Raw genomic sequence first — 17,978 nt, forward strand, 5'->3', positions numbered from 1 at the left:
CACCAGCGACGAGGAACGAGAGGAACCGATGACGAGCACGAGGCTGCGAGAGGCGAACGGGATGGAATTCGCCGTCGCTGATCTCTCCCTCGCCGAGTTCGGCCGGGACGAGATCCGGCTGGCCGAGCACGAGATGCCCGGCCTGATGGCGATCCGCCGCGAGTACGCCGAGGCCAAGCCGCTGCGCGGGGCCCGGATCGCCGGCTCGTTGCACATGACGGTGCAGACCGCGGTGCTGATCGAGACCCTGGTCGAGCTGGGCGCCGAGGTGCGCTGGGTGTCCTGCAACATCTTCTCCACCCAGGACCACGCCGCCGCGGCCGTGGTGGTCGGCAAGAACGGCACCCCCGACGCGCCAGCCGGCGTCCCGGTGTTCGCCTGGAAGGGCGAGACCCTGGAGGAGTACTGGTGGTGCACCAACCACCTGTTCAACTTCCACGACGCGGACGGCAACGTGGTCGGCCCGAACATGATCCTCGACGACGGCGGGGACGCCACGCTGCTGGTGCACAAGGGGGTGGAGTTCGAGAAGGCCGGTGCGGTGCCGCAGGCCGACGAGAACGACCCGGACGAGTACCGGGTCATCCTCGAGACGCTGCGCGGCAGCCTGGCCGCGGACGCGAACCGGTTCACCCGGATCGCCGCCGGCATCCGCGGCGTCACCGAGGAGACCACCACCGGCGTGCACCGGCTCTACGAGCTGGCCAAGACCGGTGACCTGCTCTTCCCGGCGATCAACGTGAACGACTCGGTGACCAAGTCGAAGTTCGACAACAAGTACGGTTGCCGGCACTCGCTGATCGACGGCATCAACCGGGCCACGGACGTGCTCATCGGCGGCAAGACCGCGGTGGTGTGCGGCTTCGGCGACGTGGGCAAGGGCTGCGCCGAGTCGCTGCGCGGCCAGGGCGCCCGGGTGATCGTCACCGAGATCGACCCGATCTGCGCGCTGCAGGCGGCGATGGAGGGCTACCAGGTCGCGCCGCTGGACGACGTGGTCGAGCAGGCGGACATCGTCATCACCGCCACCGGCAACAAGGACGTGGTGACCGCGCAGCACATGCTCCGGATGAAGCACCAGGCCATCGTGGGCAACATCGGCCACTTCGACAACGAGATCGACATGGCCGGCCTGGCCCGGGTGCCCGGCATCACCAGGAAGGAGATCAAGCCGCAGGTGCACGAGTGGGTCCGGCCGGACGGCCGGTCCATCATCGTGCTCTCCGAGGGCCGGCTGCTCAACCTGGGCAACGCCACCGGCCACCCGTCGTTCGTGATGTCGAACTCGTTCGCCAACCAGACGATCGCGCAGATCGAGCTGTTCACCAAGCACGACGAGTACGACAACCAGGTCTACGTGCTGCCCAAGCACCTGGACGAGAAGGTCGCCCGGCTGCACCTGGACGCGCTGGGCGCCAAGCTCACCAAGCTGACCAAGGACCAGGCCGAGTACATCGGCGTGGACGTCGACGGCCCCTACAAGCCGGACCACTACCGCTACTGATTCACTACTTTTTCTGTCGCGCGGTGTAGGGGCGGATATCCGCCCCTACACCGCGCTCGTCGCACCGCGAACCCGCGTCACGCTGTCGTTCGCGCTTGTTTGGTGATCCGCAGTGTGAGCCGGGCGATCTGCTGGCCTGCTGCTCCGTCGCCGTATGGCGACGGGATCGCGGCTACGGCAGCGAGCCGCACACCGGTCGCTGCAAGCTGGGCGCGTGCTGTCCCGGCGATCGCCTCCGGGGCGGGCACAAGCGTGGCGAACTCGGCGGCCTCGGGTCGTTCGGTAGATCGGCGCACCACGAGCAGCGGGCGCTTGAGCACCGTAACCTCCTCTTGGAGCCCGCCGGAGTCCGAGATGAGCAAGGCCGCGTGCTTGGCTATGGCGAGAAACCTGCGGTGCGGCATCGGATCGAGGACACGAAGCGGCGTCAGCAGGCTTGTGCACCCTGCTGTCCGCACCGCGTTCACCGTTCGTGGATGGATGGGCAGCATCACTGGCCACCCCTCCCGAGCAATCTCGGCGAACGCTTCCAGAATTGCCCGGAGGGTTTCGTGGTTGTCGGTGTTCTCCGGTCGGTGGATGGTGGCAAGCACGTAGTGGTCTGGCTGCACGCCGAGTTCGGCGAGGACTCTGCGTCGCTCCGCGAGCTCGGGTAGTTGGCTTCGCACCGCCTCCACCACGGTATTGCCGGTGACCACGATGCGCTCGCTCGGTATCCCTTCGCGCCGCATGTTGTCGGCGCTGATGGAGGTAGGGGCACAGAGCAGGTCGCCTAGGTGGTCGGTGATCACCCGGTTGTGTTCCTCGGGCATCCGCCGATCGAAACTGCGAAGACCGGCCTCCACGTGCACCAGCGGGATTGCGTGAGCGTTCGCGGCGAGCGCTCCGGCGACAGTCGAGTTCGTATCGCCCTGGACGACGACTGCCGAGGGACGACGGAGCCGGAACACGCGATCGAGCGCGTGGACCGCTGCTCCAATCTGTGAGCCTCGCGGCGAGCCACCGATAGCGAGCCGGACGGCAGGTTCCGGTAGGCCGTACTCGGCGAAAAGTCCACCACTCACCCCGGGCGCGAAGTGCTGCCCGGTGTGAATGACCTGCGCGGCGTCACCTAGGTGCCACACCACCGGCGCTAACTTGATGATCTCCGGCCGGGTCCCGAGCACGATCGCCACCGCTCCCGGCCGAAACCGGGTTCCGGTGTGCGGCGTCTCGCTTCCGCTGTTGGCTAACTGCACCATCGGGTCACCAGAACAGGTGCTCTCGTTCCCCGGAGCGGTAGCGCCGGGCGGCAACGAAGATCCGGATGTAGAGCTGATCGAGCTTCAGGTAGTTCGGGATCAGGTCCGAGCGGCCGAGGGTGGCTTCGGTATATGCCATCCCCTCTGGGCTGCGGGTGGCGTAGCGGGCGGGGGCGTCGTCGCGGACGCCGTCCGCCATCTCGATGGCGTGGTCGAGATCCAGCTCGACAAGGCCGCTGACCTCAGCGTCGGCCAGTGGAATCGCCTCCAGCTCGAGGTCCAAGGGCAGGAGGTGCCAGTGCTGGAACTCCCGCTCGATGTAGTCCGCGGCGAGCGTGACCGCAGTCTGCCGCAGCCCGATCGGGTGGAGATCGGCGTAGGCGACTGGCAAGCCCAGTTCCTCGTGCACCTCGCGCACGCCGTCCGGGATCATCTCCCCGGCTTGGTAGTGGCCGCCGACGGTGATGTCGGCGTAGTCGGGTCGGTCGAAGCTGTACCGCCCCGGTGCCTTCTTCTGGAGCAGGACCCGGCGGGCGATCGGGTTGAACGCCAGGCAGGAGAAGGTGCGGTGCCAGAGGCCCTGGACGTGCGCAGCCTTCTTGTCCTCCACTCCGACGTGCTCATACCGATCATTGAAGATGTCGATCAGTTTCACGTCTGTCCTCACCGGTCGGTGGCGGGCTCAGTCTGGAGCCGCCAGTAGGTACGAAGGGCGTCCAGATAGCGGCGCGGATCGCCGACAGTGATCCAGTGTCCCGTGATCCGGTGGACCCGGACGTCAGCCCGCTCCGCGAGTCGGCCGACCGCGACACCGAGGTCGACTTCACCACGCGCGAGATCGGTAGGCCGGAGCATGTCGAAGATCGACGGCCGCAGGATCAGCCGGGACACCACGGCCAGCGGCTCGCGAACCGTCGCCGGATCAGGCCGCTGTCGAATGCCGGTTACCCTGCTCGGGTCGCCCGGGGCGACGTCGACCACGCCGAAGGAGCCGACGTCCTCGCGATTGATGACCTGCGCGGCGATCACCGCTTCTGCGTCGGTCACCGCCAACTCGTACATCGCGGCTAGGTCCGCGCCACCCAGGACGACGTCATCCCCGAATGCGACGCCGAACAGCTCGTGACGCTGGAGCTGTTCCCGAATGGTCAGTAGCGGCGTCCCATTGCCGTAGCCGTGACCGAGGTCTTCGGCTACCGCGTCGACCGGTCGGCCTTTCTGCCGGAGTACCTCGACGTAGGCCGGAACCACGGTGTCGTCTGGTCGCGTGGCGACGAGTACCCGCGTCGCGCCGGCCCGGAGGCACTCGTCGATCACGTGTTCAACGGCTGGTGTGTCGCCGAGCGGAAGCATCTCCTTCGGTACGACCGTGCTGAACGGCCGGAAGCGGGTTGCCTGCCCAGCGGCCGTAACGACAGCCGTCCACCCTCGCCGCGTCATTGGAACCCCGTCCCAGGATGTCGAGGAGCGTCCGATCCAGATGCCTGATCGCGTTACGGACCCCGAAGTGGACCTCCACGCACGGCACGGTGTGAGCGATGTGATCAACTGCCGCGCTGGCTTGCTGCCGGAGCAGCGCGTCGAACCGCTGACGCGGCACACCCATGGGCGGACCCAGAACTCATCACGAGGGGTGAAGCAGCTTGCGGCGAGCACGTCACGTGCCTCGGCCGTGGAGAGTCGGCGCGCGGTCGCCGGGTCGGCGTTGTCGAAGAGCCGGGGCAGGAGCACCAGCCCGAGCGTGGAGGCAGGCGCAAGCCCGGCCCCGAAGGCGGAGGCGAACCTTCGGGGGCTGAACGGGTGCTTGGCCGTGGAGCCGAATTCTGCGCCCAGCCCGGCGGCCCATACACCGTCGCTCTCTGCCGCCTGCCGTAGCTCGGGGAATGCCTGGCGGTGCCGAGAGCGGTCGGCACCGGCAGTGGTACGGCGACCATGCGATTGCCGAGGACGATGAGCCGGTCGTTCGATAAGAGCGCGGTGTCCATCGACCGCAGGAGGAATGCCAGGGTGGTCGTTTTTCCCGCCGCACGCGGGCCGCAGATCATCACGCCGGTACCACCAACGTCGACACCGGCTGCGTGGAAGATCGTCCCGCCGGCATCTTCGTAGGTACGCAACATCGCTTCACGGATCAAGCGGAGCGGGTACCGGTGCCCGCGTGCTGACGCGCTGTGGAGGAACAGCTCGATGCTCGGTCCGCTCGCGGCGACGGCGTAGGCGCCGGCTTGGTGCTCCAGGCTGTCGACCGCGACGACGTAGCAGCGTCGGCCCGAGGACTGATGGGCTTCCAGAAGCACCAGGCCGGGGATCGGCTCGACATGGCCCACCGTGGTGTGCTGCACGACTTCCCGCATCACCCGCCGAAACGCGAGATCGTCGACATGCACGGTGAGGGTGAACCGGCCGAGGTCCAGTTCGCCAGGTGGGCTGATAAGGAACTCGGCGAGCCGCGCGCGTTGGACCTTCGCCCAGGTTTCCGGTGCGCTCACTCCGAACACCACGTCCCCGGCGTGGCACTCCCAATCCGACAGCGCGGCCGAGGTTTCGGTCGCTGCGCTCATCGCACGCCGAGCCCCCTCAACGCTTCCCGGACCTGTTCGACGCGACGAGCGCGCCGCTGCTCGTCCAGCTCTCGGAACGCCCGAACGGAGGTCAACACGAAGAACGACCGCACCGGATCGGCGGGTAGCTCGCCCGCGAGTGCACGCAGTGCCAGCGTGGCGCGCGACCGAAACCACACTTCAGCCAGTGGCCCGTCCGGGTACCCGCTCACCGGTGGCGACAGGTCTCGCCCTACCGCGACGAACTGCCGGGCTGCGGCCGGGTCGGCGGCGCGCAACAGGGCACGGGCGGCGTATCCAACGAGGGCCGCGAGGATGATCTCGGTGTCGAAGCACAGTGCGGCGAACAGCACCTCGAAGAGGTTCGTCGGCTGCTGGCGAAGGCTGGGGATCAGCGGAGGAAGCACGTCCACCAGCACAGGCCGCCCTTCCACCACACAGAAGTTGGCGAGGTTCGTGTCGATCCGGGCGTCAGTGGCGGCGAGGTCGCACACCCACCGACCGATCTCCCGGACCGAGTTGACGAACAGCTCAGGTACCGACTCGACCGCGTTCAGCAGGCCGGGGCCGAAGACCCACCGGTGCCGCACCGCGAGCGGCTCGTCACTGATCACTGTCAGTTCCATAGGGAGCCGGACGCCGACCGCCGCGATGGTATCGAGGTAGTTCTCCGTGACGGTTCGGCCAGCGGTGAGCGTCGCGCCAAGGAGCCGAGCGCTGGCCGGGTGCTGCACGTCGAGCAACTTCACCACCTGGTCCCCGTCCCGGTGGTGCGTGGTGAACTCGCCCTGGTGGTTCACGGTGCATCACTCCTGGAGTCGAGGAACTCATCGGCGTCCGCGGCCATCGCTCGGAACTCGGCGCGCAGATCCAGGCCGAGCCGCCGGGCGAATGCTTCGCAGGCGGTCAACATGGCAGAGCCGGCCTCGGCGACCGACGGTGGCGAACCGGTAGGGCGATGCCGGTAGCCCTGGGAGACGAGCCCGGCCTCGGCAACCCACCCGGCAGTCACCAGCAGTCGGAGAAAGGCTTCGATCTGGTCGCCTTGGGAGGTCTCGGCGCGTTGCTCGGGTGCCGGTTCGCTGCCGGCGAGCACGCTTGCGCTCAGGCCTGCCAGCACCACGTCGGCCAACTCGTCGCCGATGTCGCTGATCGGCCGGTCGGGGTCTTCGAGGTCGGACACGTCGGTTCCGCGCTGCCGCAGCAGGCACAGCGCAAGGTGACCCAGTTGGACGGCCAGTTCTGCACCGGCCGTTGCCGCGTCCCAGGCACGCGGCGCCGTGGTGGCGAATCGGCCGCGCAGCCTGCGCACCTCACTGAGCAACTCCTGTACGGCTTCCGGTTGCACAGCCATCACCCGAGCACCAGCGGCACCGCACCGGCCGTGCCGCTGCTCCAGTAGGCGTCCGCGTCCTGCCGTGCCGCCTTGACCCGAACGCCGAGGTCCTGAGTCAGTGCGGCGGTGATGCTGGTCGCCACTGCGGCATGGATCACGAGTTCCTGTCCGTCCGCGGTGAGCGAGAAGCGCACACCGGCCAGGCCCCGCTGCTCCAGGGCAGCCCTGACCTGTTCCGCTCCTGGTGATGCTCGGTGCATGGCCGCGACGGTGCACCGATTCCGCTGCGCGGTAGGACAGTTGTTGCGCGTTCGGCACGTCGTGCTGCGGAAGACGCCGAACCGGTCCGCCTGGGCGAACACGTAGGCCAGCGCGCACGAGTTCGTGTGAAACAGCGGATAGCCCGGGTACTGCTGCCACGTCCGGTGGATGAAGTCCCAGAACGGGCGCGGATAGACGCCCTCAGCCTCGGCGACGCCCGGCGTTTCGGCCAGCTCGGGCCACACCTCGGCCAGGCGAGCGACCGGCGCACGTTCGACCTTGAGGCCGGCGGCGACAGTGCACCGCGCGAAGCGGGACGCCAAGGCGATGACCCGCTCCATCTTCTCGGGGTTTGCCGACTCGGGGAACGCAGGTCGCCAGTAATGGACGACAGGGATGTCGGCCTCCGCGAGTCGCGGGAAGTTGTCGGCGATGGCCTCATGCCGGATACCCCGCTCGATGTCACGACCCAGCCCGGAGTAGCTCAGGTACACGATCACGCGCAGACCAAGTCGCCGAGCCGCCGCGATGGTCTCCACCGTTTCGTCTGGTACGTGGCATTTGGTGATCAGCACGAGCGGGTTAGTGAACTGCCGATCAGCAAGCACGCCAAGTAACTCAGCCAGGTGCGCGCGGGAAGCCGGCAGCGCCATCACATCGGTCCAGGTGTAGAGCGCGACGGGACGCGACGGCTCGTAGAACTGCGAGGCCGTCAGCAGGTTCACCGTCTCGACTGGCGTGGCGAACTGCTCGGATCGCACCGCAGTCTGGCCGCGCTCGTTCAGGAAGCAGTGCACACACGCCATCGGGCATCCCTGGACGGGGTTCACTGCGATCCAGGTTGCGTGCTGGTCAACGATCGGCGTGCGGGTTCGGGGTGGTCGCGGTCGGCTGCCGCTTCTGGCGTCGCGGACCTGGCTGCTCATGCTCGCCCTCCTCGCCGCTGGTGAGTGCGGCGGGGCGAGGGAGTCGGGGTCAGCTTCCGCCCCGCCGCGCTCTTAGCACACCGCGACCCGGCGAACACGCACAGGTGGTGAAGGCGTCAACACTGTCAACTCGGCACCGAACGGCGGATGACCGGTCCGAGGATGTCCTGTTAGGACCGATATGGACGCAAGAAAGTGAGGCGGCGCATGGCATCCGAGCAGCCGAACGAGGTACTCGCTTCCCTACTGGCAGAGCTCGGGTGGTCTCCCCGTGCGCTGGCACGCCGCATCAATCGGGTGTTCGGCCCCGGTACCGTCGCCGACACCGCGCCATACCACTGGCGCGATGACGGGCGGGTACCACGGCCCCCACTACCAGCGTTAACCGCCTGGGTCCTGTCCCGTGAACTCGGACGCCCCATCACCGTGGCCGAGCTGTGGCAAGGCCAGGCGGCCGACTCGCCGCTCACCATGCCTGCCGATGTCGAGATGTCCCTTCCCTGGTCGCGCTCCGGGGCGCTGGGGATCATCGACGACTGGGTGGTCTCCGGTGACTTCCTGCCCGCGCTCGACGCGATACTGGCCGCGCCGCCGACATCCACCTGACGTGCCGCGCGCAGTCCCGCCGGGGATATGGTCACCGTGTGGACGTGCTCGTGCTGGGCGGCGGCGTCATCGGCCTTACCGTCGCAGTGGCCTTGGCGGAAGCCGGGCACGCCGTGCTGGTGCGCGCCGCCGAACCACCGCACGCCACCACCTCGGCCGCAGCCGGCGCACTGTGGGGACCGTGGCTGGCCCAGCCGCGCGCCCGGGTGCTCCGCTGGGCAGAACGCAGCCTGAGCGCGCTCACCGAACTGGCCGCACATCCTGACACCGGCGTGCACCTCGCCTCCGGCAAGGGCGTGTCTGCCGTCAAGCACGAGCCGCCGGAGTGGTTCCGCCTGCTGCCGGACGCCAGACCGTGCACCGCCGACGACTTGCCTGCTGGACATCTCCACGGCATCCGGTATACGGCTCCACTGGTCAACATGCCCGTCCACCTGGCCTACCTGGTAGACCGCCTTCGCTCGGCCGGTGGCGCTGTGGAGATCGGCGCGGTGACAACTCTTGACCAAGCCGCTGAGTCTGCGCCCATCGTGGTGAACTGCACCGGGCTCGGTGCGCGGGTGCTCGTCGGTGACCGCCAGCTCTACCCGGTGCGCGGGCAACAGGTCGTGGTCACCAATCCGGGCATCGACGAGTTCCTGGAAGTGGATACGGGCGACTCGACCGACCTGATCGCAATTTACCCACACGGTGATCACGCTATTCTCGGCGGAACCGCGCAGCCTTATTCATGGCAGCGCGAGGCGGACAAGGCCACGACAAAATCGATCCTCCTGCGCTGTATAGTGCTCCAACCGAAATTGAAAGCAGCTGAGATTATCGGCGAGCGCGTCGGCCTACGACCCACCCGCCCAACCGTACGACTTGAGGAGCAACGCGGCCCAGGAAACACCCGGATCATCCACAACTACGGGCATGGTGGAGCAGGTATAAGTCTTTCCTGGGGATGCGCCGAAGAAGTACTCACACTGATCGATTCTGGAGCGCAGTGAGCTAACTTCGCTGCCTCGCCCACAACGGCAAGGTTCCGGAGAACGGCTTCGAACGCCATCTCCGACACGGTCTCGTCCTCGGATTCGATATGCGCACGGAACCGCATACAACGATGGAGCGCGACCAGCATGTTCCGAAGGCGTTGGATGTCGCTCCTGCTCACAGAGCGCGGGCTTCCGCATGCGCGGCTGCGGAAACCGGCTCGCGCAGCAACTCGTCGCAGACCACGTCAACCCGCACTCCGAGCAGACCGGTCAACTCCTCGCTCGTGCCCGCGATGCGGAGCAGCGGATTCCCACCCTCGGGGTCGAGGTCCACGAGAATGTCGAGATCGCTTTCCGGCCCTGCGTCTCCCCTGGCGACCGAGCCAAACAACCTGGGGTTGGAGGCGCGGTAGCAACGCAACACGGACAGCACCTCATCGCTGCGACGCTCAAGCATCGTCCGCAGCCGCTGGGCCCGTGAACCCACCCGGCTCACGGAACCAGAATACAGCAGGTGGGCCTGCCTTATGCCCTGCGCGGTCGACGGCCATGCGAAGGTCAAAGAGTTGGTCTGCGTCCCATGTCACCGGCTCGGCGCCTACCGGCTCAGCCGGGGAGGCCGAGGAGTTGGGCCATGTTGCGCGGGCCGGATCCGAGGGCGGAGAGCATGCCGATGGCGCCGGGGAGTTGCGGCGGGGCCGGTGGCTGGCCGGTGGGGGACGGCTGGGCGGTCCCCGGCGCGGACACGGGGGCCGGCCGGCCGCCGAACGGGGCGTTCTGCGAGCCGCGCACCTCGATCGGGCTGCCCGGCGGTTCGGCGCAGTAGGCGTGCAGGTTCGCCGGGACTGGGGTGGTGTCGTTGGCCGGCCGTGTCTTCGTGGTCTCGTAGCCCTTGTAGCACTCCGGCGGGTCGGCGTAGTTCATCACGAACGCCTCGTGGCCGGTGTCGTTGGCGTCGGCCAGGCCAGGTGTCATCGAGGTCATCACCGGGAAGGTGACGAGGAACTCCTCCAGCCCGTCGGTGCGGGTGGTGGTGATGTTGACCGTGGTCAGCAGGTTGGCGACGAGCACGCCGAGTTGTGGCCCGGTGGCACGGAGGATGCTGTCCACCTGCTGCGCCACCTGCGGCGCGATGGCGATCAGGTTGCGCAGGTCCGGGTCGGACTTCTTGAGCTGGGCGGCGATCTCGTTCAACCCGTTGCTGAAGGTGAGGATCTGGTCGGCCTGCTGCTGCTGGGTGTGCAGCACGATGCGACCGTTGGACAGCAGGCCGCGGGTCTGCGCCAGGTGCTGGCTGGCGGTGGTGACGAACGAGTTCGCGTTGTCCAGCAGGGTCTGCAGTGATGGCCCGGCGCCGGTGAACGCGGTGTCCAACTCGTCGACGACGGTGCGCAGCGAGTTGGTGGGCACGCTCGCCACCAGGCTGTCCAGGTTGGTCAGCACGCTCTGCGGGGTGGGCGGCAGCGAGGTGCGGCCGCGCGGGATCATCGAGCCGTCGGTGAGGTACGGCGGGTTGTCGCTGTCCGCCTCCAGGTCCACGTACTGCTCGCCGATCGCGGACCGGTCGGCGACCACGGCGCGGGTGTTCGCCGGGATCTTCGGCGTGGACGGGTCGATGTTGAGGTCCACGTCCACGCCGGTGTCGGTGAGGTGCAACGCGCCGACCCGGCCCACGGTCACCCCGCGGTAGCTGACCTCGGCGTTGGTGAAGATGCCACCGGAGTCGGCGAGTTGCAGGGTGACCCGGTAGCCGGTGTGCCCGAACAGCCGGCCGAGGCCGGCGTACGCGCCGCCGGCGTAGGCCACCCCGCTGATCGCGATGATGAGGAACAGCGCGATCTGGAACTTGATCCGGCGGCTGAACATCAGTGGCCTCCCAGCAGCCAGCCGAGCAGGCCGGACTTGTTCTGGTTCTGGCTGGGTGGTGGCGCCGGGACGGTGGGCAGCATCAGGCCGGGAATGGTGACCACGGGTGGCTGCTCGGCGTTGCCCGGCGGCGCACCCGGCGGGTTGACCTTGCCCCCGGTCATGTTCTGCACCAGATCGGACAGATCCATGTCGACGTAGAGGTCGGCGTTGAAGTAGTCACCGACCAGGGTGTCCGTCGCGCCCGGCGGGAACGGGTAGGTGATCAGGTAGGTCAGCGCCCTGGGCAGGTTGCTGCCGGCCTCGGCGAGCTTCTGCAGGATCGGCTGGAGCAGCCGCAGGTCGGCGACCATGTCCTCGCGGCTCTTGTTGACGGTGTCCACGGCCGTGCCGGACAGCTTGTCCAGTGCCCTGAGCATGGTCACCAGTTCGTCCCGCTGCTGCGCGATCACCCGCAGGCCGGGGCCGAGGTTGTCCAGCGCGTTGGCGATGTGGCCCTGCTGTGCGACGAAGGTGCCGGAGACCCGGTTGAGCGCGTCGATGGCGTTGGTGATCTGCGCCTTCTGCGCGTCCAGGTCCGCGGTCATCTTGTCCACCTGGGACAGGAAGGCGCGGATCTGCGGCTCGTTGCCGGACATCGCCGCGTCGAGTTCCCGGACGATGGTCTGCAACTGGCCGATGTCGCCGCCGTTGAGCAGCAGGGACAGTGCGCCGAGCACCTCCTCGATCTCCGGGTTGCGGTTGGTGCGGCTCACCGGGATCACCGCGCCGTCGGCGAGCCGGCCCTGCGGCCTTTCGCTGACCGGCTCGGCGAGCGCGACGTACTTCTCGCCGAGCAGGCTGGACTGGCGCAGCTGCGCCTCGGCGTTCGCGGGCAGCCGGACGTCGCCGTTGACCGCCATGGTGACCTCGGCGGTCCGGCTGTCCGGCGCGAGGTCGATCTGCTCCACCCGGCCGACCGGGACGTCGTTGACCTTGACCGCGGACTGCGGCACCAGGTCGAGCACGTCGGTGAAGTTCGCGGTCACCCGGTACGGGCGCGGACCGAGGTCGGCGCCGCCGGGCAGCGGTGTGCCGTACAGCCCGGAGAAGCCACCGGAGCCGCAGCCGGCGAGCAGCGCGGTGACGGCCACGGCGGCCGCGGCGGCGGTCATGCGGGGCCTCACCGCGAGCCACCTCCCTTCGCGGCGGGCAGCTCGCCGGCCTGCCGCATCGCGTCCACCAGGGGCAGCGGCAGCGACGGCGTCTTCCCCTGCTGCAGGCTCGCGATCACGTCGTTGACGGTGGGCAGCTTGAGCGTGCCGTCCAGGACCGGGGCGAGCTTCTGGCAGGTGTCGGTGAGCGTCGGGGGCACGTTCTTCGGGGTGGACAGTCGGAGCAGCACGCACACCATGAGCACCGGCGGGTAGGTGAACTCGTTGAACGTGCCGCGTACCGCGATCGCCGCGGACGGCGCGTCGTAGGTGTTGACGAAGTTGGTCGCGGCCAGCGGCGCGACGTCGAGGATCTCCGCCACCGCGGCCCGCTGGTCCACCAGCGCCCTGGTCACTCCCGCCAGGTTGTCCACATTGGACTGCAGCAGGTCCTTGTTGTTCTTGACGAAGCCGTTCACGTCGTTCAGCGCGTCGGCCATCGCGGCCAGCGAGGTGCCCATCTGGTTGCTGTCGCTGGCGAGGAAGCTGCTGACGTCGGCGAGCCGGTTGCTGAACTCGCGGATGTCGGCGTCGCTGGCCGCCAGCGTCGCGGTGAACTTGTTGAGGTTGTCGATGGTGGCGAACAGGTCGCCCTTGGAGTCGGACAGCGCCGCGGCCGCGTCACCGAGGTTGCGGATGACGTCGTTGAGGTTCTGCCCGTTGCCGGCCAGGTTGGCCGCGCCGGTGTTGAGCAGGTCGGACAGCGCGCCGCCCGCGTTCGCCCCGTTCGGGCCGAGGGCCTGGGAGAGCTGGTTGGCGCTGCGATAGAGGTCGTCCAGCTCCATCGGGGTGGCGGTGTGCTCGCGCGGGATGACCGCGCCTTCGGCCATCCTCGGCCCGCCGGTGTAGGCGGGGGTGAGCTGCACGTACCGGTCGCTGACCAGGCTGGGCGCCACCATCACCGCCTTCGCCGAGGCGGGCACCGGCACCGTCGGGTCGATCGACATGTCCACCCGCACCACGTCACCCTGCGGCTGGACCCGGTCCACATGCCCGACCTGGACGCCGAGCACGCGCACCGTCGACCCGGCGTACAGGCCGACGGTCTTGTCGAAGTACGCGGTGAGGTGCGTGCCGGTGTCCCGCCGCACCCACCACAGCACGCCGGCCGCGGCGAGGGCGACCACGCAGGCCAGGGCGAGGAGGCGGAGCAGGTTGCGGCTCGGCCTGGTGTTGACGGTCATCGTCCACCGCCGGTGGTCGTGGCGTAGTTGGGCGGGGGACACCCTTCGGGGTTGAGCTGGAAGACCTGCCCGATGTTCGTGGTGGGGGGCAGGATTCCGCACAGGTAGCCCTCGAACCAGCGGCCGTTGCCGATGGTGTTGTTGAACACCCGGATGAACGGTGCCATCTGCTGCAGGCCGCGGCTGAGGTTGTCCTGGTTGCGTTGCAGCATGGCGGTGAGCTGGTCGAGCTTCTGCAACGCCGGGGTGAGTTGCGCCTGGTTGTCCTTCACCAGCCCGCGGAGCTGGGTGGCGAGGTTCTGCGTGCCGGTGAGCAGCGCGTCGATGGCCTGCTTACGTTGCTGCAACTCGGCGAGCAGCAGGTTGCCGTCGGCGATCAGCTTCTGGATCTGGGCGTCCCGGTCCGACACGATCTTGCTGACCTGGTTGGTGTTGGCCAGCAGGTTGGCCAGTTGCTCGTCCCGCGAGGAGATCGTCCTGGACAGCGCGGACAGCCCGTCGAGCGCGCTCTTCATCTCCGGCGGGGTGTTCTTGAAGGTGGCGCTGATCGCCTCGAAGCTCTGCGCGAGCCGCCTGGTGTCGATCTGGTTCGCGGTCTGGGTGAGCTGGGTGAGCGCGTCGGTGATGTCGAACGGCGCGCGGGTACGGCTGGTGGGGATCGGTGTGTCCGGGTCCTGCGCCCTGCCACCCTCCGGGTCGACGGAGAGGTACTTCTCCCCGAGCAGCGTCTTGATCTCGATGGACGCGGTACTGCGGTCGCCGACCCAGGCGTCCTTCACCTGGAAGGTGACCCGCACCTGGTTGCCGGCCAGCCCCACGCCGGTGACCTTGCCGACCTTGACGCCGGCGATGCGCACCTCGTTGTCCGGTTGGATGCCGGCGGACTCGGTGAACATGGCGGTGTAGCTGGTGCCACCGCCGATGACCGGCAGCTTGTCGGCGTTGAAGGCGAGGATCACGCCGATGATGAGCACCGCCAGGGTGACGGCGCCGACCACGGCCTGGTTGCGGTCCCGCAGCGGCTTCCGTGCGCGTTCGCGGACGCGCGCGGCGATCGTGTTGGCAGCCATCACTTGCACCTCGCCGGCAGGTCGGACGCGGGCAGCGGCAGGATCGGCACCTGGATGCCCAGCGACTTGATGCTCACGCTCCCGGACATCCGGCAGGCGAAGTAGTTGAACCAGCTGCCGTAGCTGGCGGTTCTGGTCATCGCCTCCAGCCGGCTCGGCATGCCCTTGAGCATGTCGTCCAGCAGCGGCTCCTGGTCGTCGAGGTTCTGCGCCAGCACGCCGAGCTGGTTGATGTCCTGCTTCAGCCCCGGCCGGGTGTCGGTGAGCAGGCCCGCGGTGGTGTTGGTGAGGTCGCCCAGCGCGCTGATCGCCGCGCCGACGGACTGCCGCTGCTGTGCCAGGCCGGTGACGAGCTGCTGCATGTTGTCGATCAGGTCGGGCAGCTCGGGGCCGCGCTGGCTGATCGTGTTCAGCACGCTGGTGAGATTGTCGATGACCTGGCCGATCACCCGGTCCTTGCTGGCGATCGCGGTGGTCAGCGACGCGGTGTGGGTGAGCAGGCTGTCCACCGTGCCGCCCTCGCCCTGCAGCACCTGGATGATCTCGTAGGACAGCTTGTTCACGTCGTCCGGGGACAGCGCCTGGAACAGCGGCTTGAAGCCGTTGAACAGCACGGTCAGGTTCAGCGCCGGCTGGGTGCGGTCCGCCGGGATGGTGGCGCCCGGCCGGAGCACGTCGTTCGGGTTGCCGACATCGGTGCCCAGCGCGACGTAGCGCTGGCCGACCAGATTGCGGTACCGGATGGTGGCCGTGGTCGCGGCGGGTAGCCGGCGGTGGCCGGTGATCTCGAAGCGCACCGCGGCGTACTTGCGGTCGGCCAGCTCGATGGCGTCGACCTTGCCGACCTTGACGCCGGCGATGCGCACGTCGTCGCCGACGTTGAGGCCGGTGGCGTCGGTGAACCGCGCGGTGTAGGTGTCGACGTGGGAGAACGACGTGTTCGCGATGGTCGCGCCGAGAATCCCGGTGAGCCCGAGAGTGATCGTGGCGAACACGCAGAACTTGACCAGCGGGCCGAGGGACCCTCTCACCGCGCTTCCACCTCCTGCCCACGGAACATCGGCCCGACCAACAGGCCGGCCCAGTTCGGCACGTCCTGCGGCATCACCCCGAGGGCCGGGGCCTCCATGAGGGCGACCAGGTTCCGCTCGGCCGGGGAGAAGGCCAGTGACGGGACGTTCCCCGTGCCGCCGCCAGCGGACTGGGGCACGGTGCCGGTGGGCCCGCCGAGCGGGCCGATCGGGGTGGCCGCGCTGCCGGCCGGCGGGTGCGTCGACCCGTCCCTGATCGCGCCGTCCGGCGGGTACTGCGGGTACTTGTTCGGCGGCTGCGGCGCGTCGTAGCAGCGTGGCCCGCGCTTGTCGGTGAAGCGCGGGGTGTCCACCCCGGGCACGTACTTGCCGCGGCTCTGGGTGAACTCGATGGTGATCCGGCCCATGTGCGGGTACTGCTGGCCCTCGCCCATGGTGCGGTTGCCCTTGGCGATCTGGTCGGCGACCTGCTTGAGCACGCACGGGTACTCGGGCGCGTACTTGGCCAGTACGGCGAGGGACGCCTCGGAGTTGTTGGTCAGGTTGATCAGGTTGTTCCTGTTCGCCTCGAGGAAGCCGTTCAGGTCCACCGAGGCGGTGGTGAGCGTGCCGTACAGGGTCTGCAGGTTGTCCCGCTGCTCGACCACGGTTCTGCTGGTGGTGGTCAGGTCGGACAGCGCCTGGAGCAGTCGCGGTCCGGCCTTGTTGTAGACGTCGGAGACGGCGGCGAGGCTCTTCATGTCGGCGTTGAAGTCCGCGAGGGACGGGTTGATCTGGCCGAGGTAGCCGCCGACCCGGGCCAGGGTGTCGCCGAGTTGCTGGCCCCGCCCGTCCAGCGCCTGGGACACCGCGGTGAGCGTGGTGGCCAGCTTCTGCGGCTGCACCGCCTGCAGCACCGGCATCAGGTCGTCGAGGACCTTCTCCACCTCCATGGCGGCGCTGCTGCGGTCCTGGCCGATCACGTCGCCGGCGGACAGGTGTGCGGTGGACGGGTGGTCGGGGATCTGCAGGGCCACGTACCGCTCGCCGAACAGGGTCTTCGGCAGCAGCTGCGCGGAGACGTTGCGCGGGATCGCCTTCACCCGGTCCGGGGCGAGCGCCAGGCTGAGCACCGCGTGGTCGCCGGCGCCGCGGATCTGCCGGACCTCGCCGACGATGACACCGCGGATCTTCACGTCGGCGCCCTGGGCGAGCTGGCTGCCCACGTGGTCGGTTTCCAGGGTGACCGGCACGATCGGGGTGAAGGACTTGCGGTACAGGCCGACGCTCACCGCCACGAACAGGGCGACCACGAGCAGGAACGCGACTCCCAGGAGCTGGAAGCCGAGCCGGCTGAGCGTGCCGCGGCGGTTCATCCGGCGATCCTCACCGTGGTGGTGGAGCCCCAGATGGCGAGACTGAGGAAGAAGTCGAGCAGGGTCTGGGTGACGATGGCGGCGCGCACCGCGCGGCCCACCGCGACGCCGACCCCGGCCGGGCCGCCCCTGGCGTGGTAGCCGTAGTAGCAGTGCACCAGGATGACCACCACGCTGAACACCATCACCTTGAGGAAGGACCAGAGCACGTCCTCGGGCGGCAGGAACAGGTGGAAGTAGTGGTCGTAGGTGCCGGCCGACTGCCCGTAGAAGAGCACGGTGACCTCGCGGGAGGCCACGTAGGAGGACAGCAGGCCGACCACGTACAGCGGGATCACCGCGGCGACCCCGGCGACCACCCGGGTGCTCACCAGGTAGGCCAGGCTGGGGATGCCCATCACCTCGAGCGCGTCGATCTCCTCGGAGATGCGCATCGCGCCGAGTTGGGCGGTGAACCCGCAGCCGACCGTAGCGGACAGTGCCAGGCCCGCGGACAGCGGCGCCACCTCGCGGGTGTCGAAGTAGGCGGCGATGAACCCGGTGAGCGCCGAGGTACCGAGCTGGTTCAGCGCGGCATAGCCCTGCAGACCGACGATCGTGCCGGTGAACATGGTCATGCCGATCATTACGCCGAGTGTGCCGCCGATGATGGTGAGCGCCCCGGTGCCGAAGCTGACCTCGGTGAGCAGCCGCAGCACTTCCTTGAAGTACCGGCGGACGGCCAGCGGCGCGGCCACCGGCACCCGGCCGTAGAAGTACAGCTGCCGGCCCAGCGCCTCCAGCCCGTCGAACGGCCGAGCCACCGCCTGCAGCGCCCGGTCGCCGACCGACGGTCGACCGTTGCGGGTCTCGCTGACCGACGCCACC

The 17,978-nt window shown here is 68.5% G+C and carries 18 protein-coding genes and 1 pseudogene; 4 read left to right on the forward strand and 15 right to left on the reverse strand.

The window, feature by feature from the left end; genetic code table 11:
- Positions 1-28 precede the first annotated feature (28 nt).
- Positions 29-1,504, forward strand: a complete 1,476-nt coding sequence (gene ahcY, locus FFT21_RS06820; RefSeq protein WP_137812908.1) for an adenosylhomocysteinase — start codon at positions 29-31, stop codon at positions 1,502-1,504.
- 77 nt (positions 1,505-1,581) lie between these two features.
- Here the strand turns inward: ahcY and wecB are convergent, their stop codons facing one another.
- The 7 genes from wecB to FFT21_RS06855 all read right to left on the reverse strand — a co-directional run bounded on the left by wecB (position 1,582) and on the right by FFT21_RS06855 (position 7,829).
- Positions 1,582-2,745, reverse strand: a complete 1,164-nt coding sequence (gene wecB, locus FFT21_RS06825) for a non-hydrolyzing UDP-N-acetylglucosamine 2-epimerase (RefSeq protein WP_137812909.1) — start codon at positions 2,743-2,745, stop codon at positions 1,582-1,584.
- A gap of 4 nt (positions 2,746-2,749) precedes the next feature.
- The gene (locus tag FFT21_RS06830) at positions 2,750-3,400 is read right to left on the reverse strand and encodes an NUDIX hydrolase (RefSeq protein WP_137812910.1); all 651 of its coding nucleotides are present in this window, start codon (positions 3,398-3,400) and stop codon (positions 2,750-2,752) included.
- Positions 3,401-3,408: 8 nt separating this feature from the next.
- Positions 3,409-4,185: a sugar phosphate nucleotidyltransferase gene (locus tag FFT21_RS06835; protein ID WP_137812911.1), complete on the reverse strand. Its 777-nt coding sequence runs from the start codon at positions 4,183-4,185 to the stop codon at positions 3,409-3,411.
- 104 nt (positions 4,186-4,289) lie between these two features.
- Positions 4,290-5,306 (reverse strand): hypothetical protein, encoded by a 1,017-nt coding sequence (locus FFT21_RS06840; protein ID WP_192909414.1) that lies wholly within the window; start codon positions 5,304-5,306, stop codon positions 4,290-4,292.
- Positions 5,303-6,049, reverse strand: coding sequence for a hypothetical protein (locus FFT21_RS06845; RefSeq protein ID WP_371856730.1), 747 nt, complete (start codon positions 6,047-6,049; stop codon positions 5,303-5,305). The genes FFT21_RS06840 and FFT21_RS06845 overlap by 4 nt, the downstream gene beginning before the upstream one ends.
- Positions 6,050-6,102: 53 nt before the next feature.
- Positions 6,103-6,660, reverse strand: a complete 558-nt coding sequence (locus FFT21_RS06850) for a hypothetical protein (RefSeq protein ID WP_137812912.1) — start codon at positions 6,658-6,660, stop codon at positions 6,103-6,105.
- Positions 6,660-7,829 (reverse strand): hypothetical protein, encoded by a 1,170-nt coding sequence (locus FFT21_RS06855; RefSeq protein WP_225978150.1) that lies wholly within the window; start codon positions 7,827-7,829, stop codon positions 6,660-6,662. Before FFT21_RS06855 ends, FFT21_RS06850 begins: the two co-directional genes overlap by 1 nt.
- 207 nt (positions 7,830-8,036) lie before the next feature.
- Here FFT21_RS06855 and FFT21_RS30665 point away from each other — a divergent pair.
- From FFT21_RS30665 to FFT21_RS06865, 3 genes and pseudogenes are all read left to right on the forward strand, one after another.
- A pseudogene (locus FFT21_RS30665) lies at positions 8,037-8,255 on the forward strand (carph-isopro domain-containing protein); the annotation flags it as partial.
- On the forward strand, positions 8,256-8,435 hold the full coding sequence (locus FFT21_RS06860; RefSeq protein WP_137812913.1) for a hypothetical protein: 180 nt from the start codon (positions 8,256-8,258) through the stop codon (positions 8,433-8,435).
- Between the two features lie 38 nt (positions 8,436-8,473).
- Positions 8,474-9,427 carry an FAD-dependent oxidoreductase gene (locus FFT21_RS06865; protein ID WP_137812914.1) on the forward strand — a complete coding sequence of 318 codons (954 nt, stop codon included), beginning with the start codon at positions 8,474-8,476 and terminating at the stop codon, positions 9,425-9,427.
- 160 nt (positions 9,428-9,587) lie between these two features.
- Here FFT21_RS06865 and FFT21_RS06870 read toward each other — a convergent pair whose 3' ends face one another.
- The 8 genes from FFT21_RS06870 to FFT21_RS06905 form a co-directional block, all read right to left on the reverse strand.
- The gene (locus tag FFT21_RS06870; RefSeq protein ID WP_225978151.1) at positions 9,588-9,908 is read right to left on the reverse strand and encodes a nucleotidyltransferase family protein; all 321 of its coding nucleotides are present in this window, start codon (positions 9,906-9,908) and stop codon (positions 9,588-9,590) included.
- 110 nt (positions 9,909-10,018) lie between these two features.
- The gene (locus FFT21_RS06875) at positions 10,019-11,278 is read right to left on the reverse strand and encodes an MCE family protein (RefSeq protein ID WP_137812915.1); all 1,260 of its coding nucleotides are present in this window, start codon (positions 11,276-11,278) and stop codon (positions 10,019-10,021) included.
- Positions 11,278-12,444, reverse strand: a complete 1,167-nt coding sequence (locus tag FFT21_RS06880) for an MCE family protein (protein WP_371856731.1) — start codon at positions 12,442-12,444, stop codon at positions 11,278-11,280. Before FFT21_RS06880 ends, FFT21_RS06875 begins: the two co-directional genes overlap by 1 nt.
- A complete protein-coding gene (locus FFT21_RS06885; RefSeq protein WP_137812916.1) occupies positions 12,441-13,655 on the reverse strand; it encodes an MCE family protein in 1,215 nt (404 codons plus the stop codon). Before FFT21_RS06885 ends, FFT21_RS06880 begins: the two co-directional genes overlap by 4 nt.
- Positions 13,652-14,725 carry an MCE family protein gene (locus FFT21_RS06890; RefSeq protein ID WP_137812917.1) on the reverse strand — a complete coding sequence of 358 codons (1,074 nt, stop codon included), beginning with the start codon at positions 14,723-14,725 and terminating at the stop codon, positions 13,652-13,654. The genes FFT21_RS06885 and FFT21_RS06890 overlap by 4 nt, the downstream gene beginning before the upstream one ends.
- Positions 14,725-15,756 (reverse strand): MCE family protein, encoded by a 1,032-nt coding sequence (locus FFT21_RS06895; RefSeq protein ID WP_137812918.1) that lies wholly within the window; start codon positions 15,754-15,756, stop codon positions 14,725-14,727. Before FFT21_RS06895 ends, FFT21_RS06890 begins: the two co-directional genes overlap by 1 nt.
- Complete coding sequence (locus tag FFT21_RS06900) at positions 15,753-17,111, reverse strand: MCE family protein (protein ID WP_137812919.1); 1,359 nt, start codon at positions 17,109-17,111, stop codon at positions 15,753-15,755. Before FFT21_RS06900 ends, FFT21_RS06895 begins: the two co-directional genes overlap by 4 nt.
- A complete protein-coding gene (locus FFT21_RS06905; RefSeq protein ID WP_137812920.1) occupies positions 17,108-17,977 on the reverse strand; it encodes an MlaE family ABC transporter permease in 870 nt (289 codons plus the stop codon). Before FFT21_RS06905 ends, FFT21_RS06900 begins: the two co-directional genes overlap by 4 nt.
- Position 17,978: the final 1 nt, after the last annotated feature.

The organism is Gandjariella thermophila (genome assembly GCF_005405885.1).
GTDB lineage: Bacteria > Actinomycetota > Actinomycetes > Mycobacteriales > Pseudonocardiaceae > Gandjariella > Gandjariella thermophila.